This window comes from Xanthomonas sp. fls2-241-TYG-148, from assembly GCF_030208815.1.
Lineage (GTDB): Bacteria > Pseudomonadota > Gammaproteobacteria > Xanthomonadales > Xanthomonadaceae > Xanthomonas > Xanthomonas campestris.
In genome coordinates, this window is the sequence record NZ_JARVTE010000010.1 from 57,257 (window position 1) to 72,165 (window position 14,909).

Sequence of the window (14,909 nt, forward strand, 5' to 3'; positions counted from 1 at the left end):
CATGAAATTCGACACTCCCGCCGGTACCAATCCCATCGACCAGGGCAAGATCGTCGGCAAGCCGGTCGACCGCATCGACGGCCCGCTCAAGACCACCGGCATGGCGCCGTATGCGTATGAGCATCATGACTTGCCCGGCAAGGCGGCCTATGGCCACGTGGTCGGCGCCGGCATTGCCAAGGGCACGATTCGCAGTATTGATTTGAGTGCCGCGCGCAATGCGCCCGGCGTGCTCGGCATCGTCACTGCGCAAAACGCCGGCAAGCTGCAAAAGGGCAAGCTCAATACGGCCAAGTTGTTGGGTGGTCCGGAGATTCAGCACTACCACCAGGCAATTGCGGTGGTGGTGGCGGAGACGTTTGAGCAGGCACGCGCGGCCGGTCAGTTGATCAAGGTGGACTACGGCCGCCACGTGGGCGAATACGATCTGGCACGCGCGCGTCCCAAGGCCGAGGTCACCAAGGAAGGCGGTGCACCGAACAGTAATGTCGGCGATTTTGCCGGTGCGTTTGCGGCCGCACCGGTGCAGCTGGATGCCGAATACACCACACCCGATCATTCCCACGCGATGATGGAGCCGCATGCCTCCATTGCCATGTGGGAGGGCGACAAGCTCAATGTCTGGACCTCCAACCAGATGATCAACTGGGGTGCCGGCGATCTGGCACGCACGCTTGGTCTTCCGCCGGAAAACGTGCGCCTGATGTCGCCGTATATCGGGGGTGGCTTCGGTGGCAAGCTGTTCCTGCGTGCCGATGCGGTGCTTGCTGCACTGGCCGCGCGCCAGGTGAAGCGGCCGGTGAAGGTGATGCTGCCGCGGCCGTTGATTGCCAACAACACCACCCATCGCCCTGCGACCGTGCAGCGCATCCGCATCGGCGCGCAGCGCGACGGGAAGATCACTGCCATTGCGCATGAGAGCTGGTCGGGCGATCTGCCTGGCGGTGCACCGGAAATTGCTGCCTCACAGACGCAGTTGTTGTATGCCGGTGCCAATCGCCTGATCACCACACGCCTGGCCGTGCTGGACCTTCCCGAAGGCAACGCCATGCGCGCGCCTGGCGAGGCACCGGGATTGATGGCGCTGGAAGTGGCCATGGACGAAATGGCCGAGAAGCTGGCCATGGACCCGGTGAAGTTCCGCGTCGTCAACGACACCCAGGTGGATCCCGAAAACCCGCAGCGGCCGTTTTCGCAGCGGCAGCTGGTCAAGTGTCTGGAAGACGGGGCAAAACAATTTGGCTGGTCCAAGCGCAAGGCCAAACCCGGCAGTACCCGTGATGGGCGCTGGCTGGTGGGCATGGGCGTGGCGTCGGCATTCCGCAACGCGATCGCCACCACCTCCGGTGCGCGCATGCGCCTGGAGCAGGGCGGCCGCGTGGTGGTGGAAACCGACATGACCGATATCGGTACCGGCTCTTACACCATCATTGCGCAGACGGCGGCCGAGATGCTCGGCGTGCCGCTGGACTGGGTGGACGTGCGCCTGGGCGATTCGAGCTTTCCTGTCTCGGCCGGTTCCGGCGGGCAGTGGGGCGCCAACAGTTCCACCGCCGGCGTGTATGCCGCGGCGGTGAAACTGCGCGAGGCCATCGCCACGCAACTGGGGCTGGATCCGAGCAAGGCCGAATTTGCCGACGGGCACGTGCGTGCCGGCGGCAAGCGCATCGCCCTGGGTGACGCCGCTGCCCAGGGGCCGCTGGTGGTCGAGGACAAGATCGAATTTGGCGACCTGGCCAAGAAGCAGCAGCTCTCCACCTTCGGCGCGCATTTTGTCGAGGTCGGCGTGGACGTGGTGACCGCCGAAGTGCGGATCCGGCGCATGCTGGCCGTGTGTGCGGCCGGGCGCATCCTCAACCCCAAGACAGCACGCAGCCAGGTGATTGGCGCGATGACCATGGGTGCCGGCTCGGCGTTGATGGAAGAGTTGGTGGTCGACAAGCGGTTGGGCTTTTTCGTCAACCACGATCTGGCCGGCTATGAAGTGCCGGTGCATGCGGACATCCCGCATCAGGACGTGGTGTTCCTGGAAGAAACCGACCCGATGTCCTCGCCGATGAAGGCCAAGGGCGTAGGCGAGCTGGGCATCTGTGGGGTCGCTGCAGCAATCGCCAATGCGGTCTACAACGCCACCGGCGTGCGCGTACGCGACTACCCGGTGACGCTGGACAAGCTGCTGCCGCATCTGCCTGAGCCGCTGCGCGCGTGAATGCAGTGGCGGCTCCTGTCAGCCACGGTATGCCGGCTGCCGCCGCGTGGCCGGCCTGGCCGGAGTACGCCCTGCACGATGACCTGTTGCCGACGTTGTCTGCCTGGCATCGCGCCGGGCAGCGCGTGGCGCTGGCCACGCTGGTGGAGGTGCGCGGCTCCTCGCCGCGCCCGCTGGGTAGCCAGATGGCGATCAGCAGCACCGGGCAGGTGGCCGGGTATGTGTCGGGCGGTTGCGTTGAAGCGGCGGTCGCGCATGAAGCCCTGGCGGTCCTGCAGGATGGCCGCCCGCGCTTGCTCGATTACGGCGAAGGCAGCGAGGTGCTCGATATCCAGCTGAGCTGCGGTGGGCGCATCGGCGTATTGGTGTGTGCGGTGCAGGATCTGGGCGGGTATCTCGCGCGTTGGCGCAATGCGCGACAGCACCGGCGCGCGTTTCATGTTGCGCTGGATCGCGTGCACGGCACGCTGCGTTACCTGGCTACACCGAGTGATGCCGCTCCCGGCGAATTCGTGTTCTCCCGGCGGCCGCCCCTGCGTCTGGTGCTGGTGGGGGCGGATCCTTCGGTACTGGCGCTGGTCGCGCTGGCGACGCAGGCCGGGATCGAAGTACGCGTGCTGCGCCCGCATGGCCCGGTCGAACCGCCACCGGGGCTGCCCCCGGAGCACTACGATCGCCGCGGTCTTGCGCAGGCGTTGGCAGAGGTGGAACTGGACGCACATTGCGCGTTGTACAGCCTTGCCCACGATGGCGACATCGATCTGCAGGTTGCCCATCGCGGGCTGTCGTCCCAGGTAGCCTGCATCGGCATCCTGGGTAGTCGCAACAAACGGCAGGCACGATTGCAGGCCCTGCGCGCGCTCGGTCATGACGCTGCCGTACTGGAACGCGTGCGCCTGCCGGCCGGCATCCGCCTGGGGCCATCGTCGCCGCACGGCATTGCGCTCGGCATCATTGCCGAAGCCACGCAGGCAGTGGCCGATTTACAGGCTGCAGCGCTTTAGGTCTTTCGGTTTTTTTTTGCAGCAGTGGGCGCGTTGCGCGTAGTTCATCATGCGCAAGCTTGGGTTGCTGCCAGCGTGATCGCCGGGCGTTGCCTCGGCGTCATCCTCGAAACGCTGTGCATGGTGGTCGTTCTCTAGGTCGCAGTACGTCAGGACTTATCGATTCGCGTCGTGCCGACATCGCTCACCGAGCGTGACGCGCAACGTCGTAGTGCACTGCAGGTCACGCCAGTCGCTGTGGTGCGCGCGTCCCGGCTTGACGATGGTGCCGTCGTGAAGGGTTTTCTCCCGAAGGCGTAATGTTGCGCGTAAAGCAGCGAAAAACTTGGTGGCCATGTCTGCACATCTGCTACACGCGGCTATGCGGCGCGATCAATCACTACGCAGATGAGACTTCTCTCGCCGTCGCGCGATTGCGCATAAAGATCCCGCGAGCGTCGTGGTCGCGCATGCACACCGCCGCTGCGCGCGGCTTTGCTGCGTGGTCACCCACTGCGCACATGTTTGGCCCTACGCTGCAGGCATCCTTACATGCAAGACATCCCGCTCATGATCGCTTTGCTTCCAGCGCACGCCGCGCCATTAAGCACCGCCGCGCACGCGCGCCACACCGTGTTGGCAGCGCGATCAGGTGTGCAGCATTGCAGTGCGCCGGCTGATACGTCAGTGCTTGCTGCATGGCGTGCGGAGCGCAGCGCGTGAGCAGCGAGCATGCCGCGCTGGTGTTGGCGGCGGGCGCGGGGCGGCGGCTCGGTCGCTCCAAGCAATTGCTGACGCGCGATGGCGAACCCCTCGTGCGGCGCGCAGCCCGCATTGCGTTGCAGACCGCGCCGCGGCGCTGTGTGGTGGTGGTGGGCGCCGATGCCGATTTGGTGATGGAGGCCTTGCGCGGCCTGGATGTGGAAATCGTGCGGCATGGCGGCTGGGCCGACGGCATGGGCACCAGTCTTGCCGCGTTGCGCGCGCATGTGCACGAAGACACCACGCTGCGCCGCAGCCTGATCCTCGGCTGCGACCAGCCCGCGCTGGACACGCCGCATCTGCGCAGCTTGCTGGAAGAAGCCGACCTGTCCGCATCGGGCTGCGCCACCAGCGGCTATGCAGGCGTGCGCGGGATTCCGGTGGTGGTCACGCATGCGGTGTGGAACGAAGTGCCGCTGTTGGCCGACACCGGCCTGCGCGCGCTGTTCGCCAGCCTGGATGCGCAGACGCTGGGCTGCGTCACCGCACCGGCACTCGCCCTGGACGTGGACACCCCGGCCGACCTGCTTGCTGCGCAAGCGCGTGGCTGGATCGATCCGGAGTGAGCCGCGCGCGGCTGTTGGCGTAGATAGGTGAATTGGCAAGTGCCCGTGGTACATCGCGAATGTGCTGCCTTGCCAACGCGTGCAGTGTCGATGCTTCGCGATGCCGCACGGAAGTGCGTCACTCCAACGTACGCCAGGTTACGCACACGCTGCGCCAGCACGCGACGGAAGCGATGCACGCGACAAGCATCTGGACAACGCGTTGCGCTGAAAAACACATTTCACGGAAGCGGCTGTAATTGCGGCACATGGCGCGTCGAGTGCATCGCCGAGTGCATCGCTATGAGACGCCTAGTCGCACCGCTGCATCGCCCAGCTCACGGCGCGGCATCGATCGCATGCGTGACGCGGGCATGACCAGTCGCGCGGTTGGTGCAAAGCAGCCAGACCAACACAGACGGTGCAGCCATCCACCATCTACCAGACACTTCACGATGTAGCGGCAACGCGCAGCTCCTGAGCATCGCCGCGTGCCGTCGCGCTCTGCTGCAAAGCACCTACACCAACGCAGAAGTTGCAGCCATGCACCTTCGGCCAGTCAGTTCAATGTGCGGTCGAAGCGCTCAGATCCAGAGCACCACGGCTTCGCGAATCACCAGGACATAGCCAACGACCATGGCGGTCTTGACCGGGAATTGGAACTTCCTTAGCAGATACATGCAAACCCTCCCCAGAGGCACTTATCTGTACCGGAATGTAGCGCTGCGCGTGACGTGTGTCACGTAAGAATTTTCCTACCGGCGAGCCAGTGTCCGCCTGACGGCGCCAGCCATAGCCATAAGCACATGCTGGCTATGCCGGACGCGGGGCCTTGGGCCACTCTCCCGCGGCCCCTTGAGTAAGGGCGCGCCGGCACACCCGCCAGACCGATTCCCATGCAGGCACCGCCGCTCCAGGCCGGTTGTCTCGCTTCGCTGCATCACCGGCCGGAGGGCCAGATGGACGACTCCCGTTACGTCGTACGTATCCATTCCGAAAAGAACGGCTGGTGGGTCACCCGCCCGCAGTGGTCGCCGCTGCGCTACCTGAGAGAGCAGGGCGCCCTGGCACAGGCCGAATTGATGGCGAAACTGCACTGCCTGACCACCGGCGAGCCGAGCGGTGTGGTGCTCAATACCGGCGACGGCGATCGTTTGGTCCGGCGTTACGGCTGAGCTTGTGACCTCGCGGACGGGAGCTGGCGGCGTCTTCCAGCGGCAAGCGCAACCAACTTGTCCTGAGAGTCAGCCGTCAGGGGAGAAGTCCCCGCAGGTGACCGGTTGCCTGACAGACCGGTGCGCACCTGCCCGAGGCGTGCGCACAGGAAAACCCGATCCATTCCCGCGCTTTGCGCAGGCACGCCGGTCGGCTAGATTCGGGTGATCGGCCACGCTTGGACGATCCGCCACTGCGCGGCCATCTGCCAGGATCTCCACCGCTCGTGACCCCACCCCCTGTTGCACTGATCCAGAACGACATTGTCGTGTTCGGTCTGATCGCCGCCACCCTCGGCGCCGTGTTCTGGACCTCCGCCCGCGAACGCGGCCCCTGGCAGCGGTTCTACGCGGTGGTGCCGGCCTTGTTGCTCTGCTACCTGCTGCCGGGCATCTACAACACGGTAGGGTTGATCGATGGCGCCAACACGCGGCTGTACAACCCGATCGCCCGCGACGTGCTGCTGCCGGCCGCGCTGATCCTGCTGACCCTGAGCATCGACCTGCGCGCCATCCTGCGCCTGGGCCCCAAGCTGGTGGCGATGTATCTGGGCGCATCGCTGAGCATCATGCTGGGCGCGGTGGTCGCGTTCTGGGTGATGCGTTGGCTGCACCCAGCCACTGTGGCCGGCGATACCTGGGCTGGCATGGCGGCGCTGGCGGGCAGCTGGATCGGCGGTGGCGCCAACATGCTGGCGATGCGCGAGGTGTTCGCGGTGAATGCCACCACGTTCGGGCAATTTGCCGTGGTCGATGTTGGCGTGGGTTATGTGTGGATGGCGGTGCTGATTTTCCTGGCCGGGCGCGCCCGCGGCATCGATGCGCGCAGCGGCGCCGATACCCGTGCACTGGATGCCTTGCAGGAGCGCATGGCGCGCTTCCAGGCCGAGCACGCGCGCATTCCCAGCCTGTCGGACCTGATGGTGATCGTGGCCGTAGCGTTCGGCGGGGTGGGCCTGGCGCATGCGCTCGCCACCCCCTTGGCCGGCTGGTGCAAGGCGCACCTGAGCTGGGCGCGCCAGTTCAGTCTGGACACGCCATTCGTGTGGGTCGTGGTGCTTGCGACCAGCCTGGGCCTGCTACTCAGCTTCACCCGCGCGCGCACGTTGGAAGGCGCGGGCGCCTCGAAGATCGGGACCTTGCTGCTGTATTTCCTGATCGCCTGCATCGGCATGCAGATGGACCTGCTGGCCTTGCTCGATCGCCCGTGGCTGTTCCTGCTCGGGCTGATCTGGATTGCCGTGCACATCGTGTTGTTGTGGGGGCTGGGCCGCCTGCTGCGGGTACCGTTCTTCTATTTCGCGATCGGCTCGCAATCCAACATCGGCGGGCCGGCTTCCGCGCCGGTGGTCGCTGCGGCCTTCCATCCCGCGTTGGCGCCCGTGGGTGTGCTGCTGGGCACCATGGGCTATGCCACCGGCACCTACCTGGCGTATCTGGTCGGCATTACCTTGCGGGCGATGGCCGGGGCAGGTTAACGCTGCCTTGCCGGCGTCATGGAGCGGTTGCCTGCAACAGTTCCATGACGTCTGCGGTCGGCTTGGTCGACCGCAGTAAACAGATGGTCACTTGCTGGACCTTCCCGCACCGCACGCGTCCACCTGACGAGGACTGCATGCGGCACGGTTTGCCGAGCAGCTTATTGCTGGATCACGCGGCGCTGCTCGTCCTGCTGCTGGGCCTGCGGATGCGCGTGCTGCTGGTTGTGCTGCTGCAACTGGCCGACATTGGTCTGCGCCGGTTCGTTGGCCGCGGCCGCCGTCTGCACATGGCTGCGCAGATGGGTGGGGTCGTCCATGCGGCCCTGCACCGCGATCAGGCTGTCGCCATCGCGGTTGGGAACCAGGTGATCGATCCGCTGCAGGCCGTCGTTGCCTGCACGCGCGGCCACGCTGGCGGCGGTGTTGAGAAACGCGGTGTCGTCGCGCAGCCCCAGCCGCTCGCGTTGGCCATCCAGTTGCACCACCGCGTCATTGAACAACTGGCTGCCGGGCTGCAGCGACGCGCCGCGTGCCTGGTCGGGCGATTGCATGTCCTGGGCCTTGATCACCGAGTCCATCCCGTGCAGGTCCAGACGGTGCTTGAGCATCATGCCGGGTACCAGCCGCTGCCCGAACGACAGCGGGTCCGGCTCCGGCAGTTCGATCTGGTGGCCAGCTGCGTTGGGCATGGTCCACTTCAGCGGAATGCTGTCTTCCTGCAGATGGGTGAGGATTTCGTTCTTGACGTGGTAGCCGCGAATCAACTCCTCGCTGGCGTACTGCTTGGCTGCCGACGCATCCAGGCCCTCGCGTTCGAGGGTACGGTCGTTGACGCCGGCCGCGTTGTACGTCACCGCGGGAATGTCGTTGACCATGGCCGATGCCGATGCCAGACCGCCGCCCAACGAATGGCCGGAGATCACCACCTGGTCGCCGAAGGCCTGTTTGGCTTGGCTGCCGAGCTGGATTGCCGATGCGTATTGCGCATCGTCGAAGCCCAGGCCCTGGCCGATGTTGTGCTTCCAGTCCTTGCCTTCGTCGGTCCCGCAAAAACCGAGTACCACCTGGCCTTGATCGTTGCGATAGAACGCGGCATCGAAGCCGCTTTTGGCGTCGTGCAGCAGTGCCGGATCGATGCCGGCCTGCTGCAGCGCACTGTCGTCCATGCGCGACCAACCGTTGGCCAGCGGCGCAAAGGTTTCGGCGCCGCCTTCGCGGCGTTGATTGGCAGTGGCATAGAGATCTTGCAGCAGCTCCGGAAATTGCCGGTCCTGCGGCTGCGGTTGTTGCCCGCGCATCGACTCTGCGAACGGAGTGGATGCGGCGGTGGAGGATGTGGATTCTGACGGGGACATGCGCGGTTCCTTGCGTGCGTCGTGCGGAAAGCGCGCTTAGCGGCTGCTTTCCACGGGAATGTTGTGAGCGCTCAACCATGCGCGCACATCCGATCTGACCTGTTGTCCGGTGGCATTGAGCAGACGGTCCGGCGTGGTGAAGAAATACGCCTGGAAGGTCTTCTGCTGTGCATTGCGCACCGTGGGGTCCACACCGGCCTTGAGCAATTGCAACACTGTCGGGCTGGCGGCGCCGCTCTGCGCGGCCAGATGCAGCAGGCTGTTACCGGTATGGTCGACGCGCTGCACGTCGGCGCCTGCGTCGAGCAACAGGCCGATCTGCGCATCGCGCTTGCTCTGCACCGCGCGAAACAGCGGCGTCCAGCCGGCACGCGCGCTGACCACATCGATCGGCGCCTTGTGCTGCAGCAGAATCTTCAGGTATTGCGGGTCCTGCGCCATGGCGGCCATGTGCACGACCGTTTCCTGGTCCATGCCCGGCAACGCCGGGTCCGCGCCTGCGTCTAGCAGCGCGTCCAGGGCGCGGGGTTGTTCGTTCCAGATCGCCCATTCCAGCAATGTCACGTCCTGATCGCCGTGTGCGGCCAGATCGACGGTGGGGGCGAGCGTTTTGATCCGTGCGACGTCGCCGTGCGCGATGGCGTTGGCGATGTCGGTCAGACCGGGGTCGCGGAAAGCGACGGCGTGGTCCTGCAGCGTAGCTGACATGGTGGTTTGCTCCTTGGCACCGGGCGAGGCGGTGCATGAGACCGCGAAGAACGAGGTCGCAAGAACGAGCAGGGTGGGGAATCGCGTCTGCATCGAAATCTCCTTCTCCTGATCGCATTCCTGATGACGCTGCGGCACGTCCCGCCACAGCGGGGCCGATCCTACCAGCTGTAAAAATCCCAAGCGGTAAGATTTCGTGACATAGGCGCGTAGGCCGGGCGTCTGGCCGGGTCCGCTTGGCCACGGACCTTGTTGATGGGCGCGCGAGCGTCTTCGTCACCTGCGCGGGCACTGCGCCACAGCCGACGGTCACGACCGGGCCGGCATAATGGCGCTTTGCAAGCAGATGGGTGCAATGGCGTACGAGCTACTGATCAGTGACTGCGATGGGGTTCTTGTCGACAGCGAAATCCTGGCCGACCGGGTGATGCGCGAGGCGCTGGCAGCGTTCGTGCCGGCCGAGCCGTTGGAACATCTGCTGGAAACCACGTTCGGGCAGACCACGCGCGAGGTATTGCGGCGGGTGGAAGAACACTTTGCGCTGCAGTTGCCGGAAACCTTGCTGGCGCAGATCCAGGCGCGCAGCGAAGCCTTGATCGCCGCCGAGGTGCAGCCGATTGCGGGCGTGCGACAGGCGCTGGAGCAGATCCCGCTGCCGCTGGCGGTGGCCTCCAATAGCCGCCGCCACAACGTGATTGCATCGGTGGAGCGGGCCGGGCTCACGGCGCGTGCGGCAGGGCGGATCTTCAGCGCCGACATGGTGGAGCGGCCCAAGCCGGCGCCTGATGTGTACCTGCTGGCTGCGCGCACGGCCGGTGTAGCGCCGGAGCGTTGCCTGGTCATCGAAGACAGCCCCACCGGTGCGACCGCCGCGCTGGCGGCCGGCATGCAGGTGCTGGGATTTACCGGTGCCAGCCATATTCCGCAAGGGCACGACGACACCCTGCGACGGATCGGCGTGCTGGAGGTGTTCGACGATATGCGCGATTTGCACGCGTTGTTCGAGCGGCTCGCGCAAACGCGCGCTGGTTGAGGATGTCGCGTCGTCGCATCGTTTGGCTGCAGTCAGTGTTTGGATCAAAAGCCTGCTCGGTCGAGCGTGCGGTGCCCTCACCGCTTGCGGGACACGCCGCAAGTACGTCCCTGTAGGCTCGGTGGCGGCATCCATGCCGCCACACGGTCCCGCAAGCGATGAGGGCACCGCACCAGAACGTTCGTAGGTCGCTTCGTTGAAAGCCTGCCTGCTAGTCGTTCGCGTTGCGACGCTGATCGGACGCGCCGTCATTCGCCGTCATCCAAAAAACGCGCTTATTGCGCTGCATGCAACCATGCACACCGACATGCCTGATTGGTCCTTGCCCGCTCACCGTCGCGGGACCTTACGCGGCATGGATGCCGCGTAAGAGCTTACAAGGACGTACTTGCAGCGTGTCCCGCGATGGTGAGCGGGCAAGGGCCCTGCTGCCAAGCCACAGATCAGCCGCTCTACCTCCCGGCGCGTCCCACGATGGCGGCGGGCAAGGGCCTTGCAGCCAAGCCGCAGATCAACCGCTCCGCAGCCAATCTGCCGCACCGTCCAATCGCATAAAGAAAACCGCATTTCGCGTCCACATCAACGCAACAGGGCGCGATTCGCATCGCGCCCTGTTGCGTGTACATCTATCGATCACCCATCAACAGCAGCGGAACCCGCTCTTGCCGCCGTAACGCGCTTCCTGGCGTTCGCGGAAAAACGCCGGGTAGTCCATCACCGGTTTGTCCGGATGTTTCTCCAGCATGTGGCGCACGTAGTTGTCGTAGTCCGGGATGCCACAGCACAGGCGTGCGGTCTGCACCAGGCGGCGCCAGATGCGGCGATGGGCCTGGTATTGGCTGGCAAGAACGAGTTGAGTGCCCATTACAGATCCGCCATCTGGTGTGGCTGCAGTGCCACGTACGGGGTTTCGCGATCGCTGCGCTGCGGGGTGCGGCGGGCGACCACGATCGTTTTGACTGCGTAGATCAGGATCGAGCCCACCACGAACAGGAACAGCACCGTCAGCCCGGTGTTGACGTAGGCGTTGGTGACGATCTGCTGCATCTGCGGCACGGTCTTGGCCGGTGCGGTGATGGTGTTGCTGGCGATGGCGGCCTGGAACTTGTGCGCCTGCGCCAGGAAACCCTGCGCCGGGTTGCTGTCGAAGATCTTGATCAGCCCGGCGTAGGTGGTGCACAACAGCAGCCACAGCGCCGGCACGATGGTGACCCAGGCGTAGCGGTCACGCTTCATCTTGAACAGCACCACTGTGCCCAGCATCAACGCGATGCCGGCCAGCATCTGGTTGGAGATGCCGAACAACGGCCACAGCGTCTGGATACCGCCGAACGGATCGATCACGCCGGTGTAGAGCAGGTAGCCCCACAACGCCACGCAACCGGCGGTGGCGATGATGTTGGCGGTCCACGATTCGGTCTTCTTCAGCGCCGGGATGAAGTTGCCCAGCAGGTCCTGCAGCATGAAGCGGCCGGCACGCGTGCCCGCGTCCACTGCGGTGAGGATGAACAGCGCTTCGAACAGGATCGCGAAGTGGTACCAGAACGCCATCGTGTTCTCGCCCGGCAGCACGTGGTGCAGGATCTGCGCGATGCCTACCGCCAGCGTGGGTGCACCACCGGCGCGCGCCAGGATGCTGTGCTCGCCGATGTCGCGCGCGGTGGCTTCCAGCACTTCCGGGGTGATTGCAAAGCCCCATTCGCTGACCTTGGCAGCCACTGCCACGGTATCGCTGCCGACCAACGAGGCCGGGCTATTCATCGCGAAGTAGATGCCGGGTTCGATGATCGACGCGGCCACCAGCGCCATGATCGCCACGAACGATTCCATCAACATGCCGCCGTAGCCGATGTAGCGCATGTGCGCTTCGTTGGCGAGCAGCTTGGGCGTGGTGCCGGAGGCGATCAACGCGTGGAAGCCGGATACCGCACCGCAGGCGATGGTGATGAACAGGAACGGGAAGATGCCGCCCTTCCACACCGGGCCATCGCCGCTGGCAGCGAACTGCGTGAGCGCCGGCATCTTGAGGTCGGGCATCACGATCAAGATGCCGATCGCCAGGCCCAGGATGGTGCCGATCTTGAGGAACGTGGACAGATAGTCGCGCGGTGCCAGCAGCAGCCATACCGGCAGCACCGAGGCGATGAATCCGTAGCCGATCAACATCCAGGTGATCTGCTTGGCGGTGAAGGTGAAGGCCGGGCCCCAGGTCGGGTCGGCGGCCACCTGGCCACCCAGCCAGATCGCACCCAGCAGCAGGATCAACCCCACCACCGAGATCTCGCCGATCTTGCCGGGGCGGATGTAGCGCATGTACACGCCCATCATGATCGCGATGGGCATCGTCGCGATCACCGTGAACATGCCCCACGGGCTCTCGGCCAAGGCCTTCACCACCACCATCGCCAGCACTGCCAGGATGATGATCATGATCAGGAAGGCGCCGAACAGCGCGATGGTGCCGGGCACCTGGCCCATCTCTTCGCGCACCAGGTCGCCGAGCGAGCGGCCGTTGCGGCGCGTGGACAGGAACAGCACCATGAAGTCCTGCACCGCGCCGGCCAGCACCACGCCGACCACCAGCCACAGCAGGCCGGGCAGGTAGCCCATCTGCGCGGCGAGCACCGGGCCGACCAAGGGCCCGGCGCCGGCGATTGCGGCGAAGTGGTGCCCGAACAGCACGTGCTTGTTGGTGGGCACGTAGTCCAGGCCGTCGTTATTGGTCACCGCCGGGGTGGCGCGGGTGGGGTCGAGCTGCATCACCTTGTCGGCGATGAACAGGCCATAGAAGCGGTAGGCGATCAGATAGATCGACACCGCCGCCACCACGATCCACAACGCGTTGATGTGTTCGCCGCGCCGCAGCGCCACGGTGCCCAGGCAGAACGCGGCCAGCAGCGCCAGCGCGCCCCAGGCCAGCTTCGAGATACCTTTCATGCATGCCCCTCAGGAACGATCCCGCTAAGGGTCCTCCCGCCGGCTGTCCGCGGTCAATGGTGCCGCCCGGGGATCAGGTAAGCCTTTGGTCGTATGGTGTCTGGCATTGCAGTGCGGCATTGCGCCTGCGCGCCGCGGCGTTTTGGAACGGTCGGTTGCACGTGTCGCGGTTGGGCGCCATGCCAGCGGCCTCCATCATGCAAGGCATCCACTTGCGCACAGGGAGCGTTCGATGAGCGACACCACCACCTCCACGGCGGCACACGTGCTGCGGACCATTCGCGGCATGCCCACCTCCGACGGTGCCGGGGTCAAGCTGACCCGCGTGATCGGCACGCCGCAGCTGCCGGCACTGGACCCGTTCCTGATGCTGGATGAGTTCGGCACCGAACAGGCCGAAGACTACATCGCCGGCTTTCCGAGCCATCCGCACCGCGGCTTCGAGACCGTCACGTACATGCTCGACGGGCGCATGCGGCACAAGGACAACCACGGCAACGAAGGCCTGCTGACCCCGGGCAGCGTGCAGTGGATGACCGCCGGGCGCGGCCTGATCCATTCGGAAATGCCCGAGCAGGAATCCGGGCGCATGCGTGGTTTCCAGCTGTGGGTGAATCTGCCCGCGCGCGACAAGATGAGCGACCCCAAGTATCAGGAATACGCGCCGGACAAGATCCCGGTCGCGCATCCGGCTGCGGGCGTCACGGTCAAGGTGATTGCCGGCGCGGTGGACGATGTGCACGGGCCGATCGTGCAGCCGGCCACCGAGCCGGTGTACCTGGATATCGCACTGGCGCCGGACACGTCCTGGGACTATCTGCTGCCCTCCGGCCACAACGCGTTTGCGTACGCCTTCGAAGGCGCGGCCACGGTCGGCGAGGGCGAGGGCGCACGCCCGTTGCCGGCGCAGGAGCTGGCGGTGCTGGGCGGTGGCGAGCGGCTGCGGCTGCAGGCCGGTGCTGCCGGCGCGCGCTTGATCCTGGTCGCCGGCCGGCCGATCAACGAGCCGGTGATGCGGCATGGCCCGTTCGTGATGAACACCAAGCAGGAATTGATGCAGGCGTTCGTCGATTTCCAGGAGGGGCGGTTTTGAACCGGGGCGGGTTGCCGCGTGGGAGAAGCGCACATGAGTGATCGCGCCGTCAGTGTCGTCACCGGCACGGTGCCCTACACGGTCACCATCCACGACGGCCAGCACCGCTGGATCGGCGACACCCAGCCGGCCAACGGTGGCCAGGATGCAGGGCCGGATCCAGAGGCGCAGGTGCTGGGCGCGTTGGGTGCCTGCACTGCCATCACCGTGTCGATGGTGGCCGCACGCAAGCAATGGCCATTGGCCGCGGTGCACGTGCACCTGCATTACACCCAGCGCGGCGCCGCGGGCACATCGATCACGCGCGCGATCGTGCTGGAGGGCGCACTGGACGATGACCAGCGTGCACGTCTGCTGGAGGTGGCGGAGAAGTGCCCGATCCATCGCCTGCTCACCGGCGAGGTGCGCATTGCCACCGAACTGCAGCCGCACGCGCTGGTGGATGCTGCCAGCGGTTCGACGCGCTAATGCGCATTCAGCGCGCGCTGGTCGATGCCGGCGCGCAGCTGCATTAGCGCATTAAGAGCGGCTAAAAAAACGTAGCGAGCAGTCGTCAGGTGGGTGCGGACGGCGCGGAGGAACCGGAGTG

The 14,909-nt window shown here is 65.5% G+C and carries 12 protein-coding genes and 1 other RNA gene; 8 read left to right on the forward strand and 5 right to left on the reverse strand.

The window, feature by feature from the left end:
• Position 1 precedes the first annotated feature (1 nt).
• The 5 genes from paoC to QRM60_RS12375 all read left to right on the forward strand — a co-directional run bounded on the left by paoC (position 2) and on the right by QRM60_RS12375 (position 7,191).
• Positions 2-2,209, forward strand: coding sequence for an aldehyde oxidoreductase molybdenum-binding subunit PaoC (gene paoC, locus QRM60_RS12355; protein ID WP_116923550.1), 2,208 nt, complete (start codon positions 2-4; stop codon positions 2,207-2,209).
• Positions 2,206-3,213, forward strand: coding sequence for an XdhC family protein (locus QRM60_RS12360; protein WP_285446291.1), 1,008 nt, complete (start codon positions 2,206-2,208; stop codon positions 3,211-3,213). The genes paoC and QRM60_RS12360 overlap by 4 nt, the downstream gene beginning before the upstream one ends.
• Positions 3,214-3,911: 698 nt before the next feature.
• Positions 3,912-4,520 carry a nucleotidyltransferase family protein gene (locus QRM60_RS12365; protein ID WP_259175706.1) on the forward strand — a complete coding sequence of 203 codons (609 nt, stop codon included), beginning with the start codon at positions 3,912-3,914 and terminating at the stop codon, positions 4,518-4,520.
• Between the two features lie 938 nt (positions 4,521-5,458).
• Positions 5,459-5,674 (forward strand): hypothetical protein, encoded by a 216-nt coding sequence (locus tag QRM60_RS12370; RefSeq protein WP_011037854.1) that lies wholly within the window; start codon positions 5,459-5,461, stop codon positions 5,672-5,674.
• 266 nt (positions 5,675-5,940) lie between these two features.
• Positions 5,941-7,191 (forward strand): DUF819 family protein, encoded by a 1,251-nt coding sequence (locus QRM60_RS12375; protein ID WP_115540681.1) that lies wholly within the window; start codon positions 5,941-5,943, stop codon positions 7,189-7,191.
• A 161-nt stretch (positions 7,192-7,352) separates the two neighbouring features.
• Here QRM60_RS12375 and QRM60_RS12380 read toward each other — a convergent pair whose 3' ends face one another.
• Together QRM60_RS12380 and QRM60_RS12385 are read right to left on the reverse strand one after the other, a co-directional pair.
• A complete protein-coding gene (locus QRM60_RS12380; RefSeq protein WP_103700083.1) occupies positions 7,353-8,549 on the reverse strand; it encodes an XVIPCD domain-containing protein in 1,197 nt (398 codons plus the stop codon).
• A gap of 36 nt (positions 8,550-8,585) precedes the next feature.
• A complete protein-coding gene (locus QRM60_RS12385) occupies positions 8,586-9,395 on the reverse strand; it encodes an ankyrin repeat domain-containing protein (protein WP_285446292.1) in 810 nt (269 codons plus the stop codon).
• Positions 9,396-9,585: 190 nt separating this feature from the next.
• On the opposite strand from QRM60_RS12385, the gene QRM60_RS12390 reads away from it, so the two are divergent.
• Positions 9,586-10,290 carry an HAD family hydrolase gene (locus QRM60_RS12390; RefSeq protein ID WP_285446293.1) on the forward strand — a complete coding sequence of 235 codons (705 nt, stop codon included), beginning with the start codon at positions 9,586-9,588 and terminating at the stop codon, positions 10,288-10,290.
• Positions 10,291-10,930: 640 nt separating this feature from the next.
• Here the strand turns inward: QRM60_RS12390 and QRM60_RS12395 are convergent.
• Both QRM60_RS12395 and QRM60_RS12400 read right to left on the reverse strand, forming a co-directional pair.
• Complete coding sequence (locus QRM60_RS12395; RefSeq protein ID WP_014508400.1) at positions 10,931-11,155, reverse strand: CstA-like transporter-associated (seleno)protein; 225 nt, start codon at positions 11,153-11,155, stop codon at positions 10,931-10,933.
• Positions 11,155-13,227, reverse strand: a complete 2,073-nt coding sequence (locus QRM60_RS12400) for a carbon starvation CstA family protein (RefSeq protein WP_057671893.1) — start codon at positions 13,225-13,227, stop codon at positions 11,155-11,157. The genes QRM60_RS12395 and QRM60_RS12400 overlap by 1 nt, the downstream gene beginning before the upstream one ends.
• 232 nt (positions 13,228-13,459) lie before the next feature.
• Here QRM60_RS12400 and QRM60_RS12405 point away from each other — a divergent pair, with 232 nt between their 5' ends.
• Positions 13,460-14,320 (forward strand): pirin family protein, encoded by an 861-nt coding sequence (locus QRM60_RS12405; RefSeq protein ID WP_014508398.1) that lies wholly within the window; start codon positions 13,460-13,462, stop codon positions 14,318-14,320.
• Positions 14,321-14,353: 33 nt separating this feature from the next.
• On the forward strand, positions 14,354-14,788 hold the full coding sequence (locus tag QRM60_RS12410) for an OsmC family protein (protein ID WP_274341810.1): 435 nt from the start codon (positions 14,354-14,356) through the stop codon (positions 14,786-14,788).
• Between the two features lie 59 nt (positions 14,789-14,847).
• On the opposite strand, the gene QRM60_RS12415 is transcribed toward QRM60_RS12410, so the two are convergent.
• A non-coding RNA gene (locus QRM60_RS12415) (sX9 sRNA) lies at positions 14,848-14,909 on the reverse strand; the annotation flags it as partial.

What these genes read in the sequence shown, in the direction of transcription:
- QRM60_RS12380 (WP_103700083.1), bottom strand. Translation starts at nt 8,549, where the DNA reads ATGTCCCCGTCAGAATCCACATCCTCCACCGCCGCATCCACTCCGTTC.
- QRM60_RS12390 (WP_285446293.1), top strand. Translation starts at nt 9,586, where the DNA reads ATGGCGCTTTGCAAGCAGATGGGTGCAATGGCGTACGAGCTACTGATC.
- paoC (WP_116923550.1), top strand. Translation starts at nt 2, where the DNA reads ATGAAATTCGACACTCCCGCCGGTACCAATCCCATCGACCAGGGCAAG.
- QRM60_RS12405 (WP_014508398.1), top strand. Translation starts at nt 13,460, where the DNA reads ATGAGCGACACCACCACCTCCACGGCGGCACACGTGCTGCGGACCATT.
- QRM60_RS12395 (WP_014508400.1), bottom strand. Translation starts at nt 11,155, where the DNA reads ATGGGCACTCAACTCGTTCTTGCCAGCCAATACCAGGCCCATCGCCGC.
- QRM60_RS12400 (WP_057671893.1), bottom strand. Translation starts at nt 13,227, where the DNA reads ATGAAAGGTATCTCGAAGCTGGCCTGGGGCGCGCTGGCGCTGCTGGCC.
- QRM60_RS12370 (WP_011037854.1), top strand. Translation starts at nt 5,459, where the DNA reads ATGGACGACTCCCGTTACGTCGTACGTATCCATTCCGAAAAGAACGGC.
- QRM60_RS12410 (WP_274341810.1), top strand. Translation starts at nt 14,354, where the DNA reads ATGAGTGATCGCGCCGTCAGTGTCGTCACCGGCACGGTGCCCTACACG.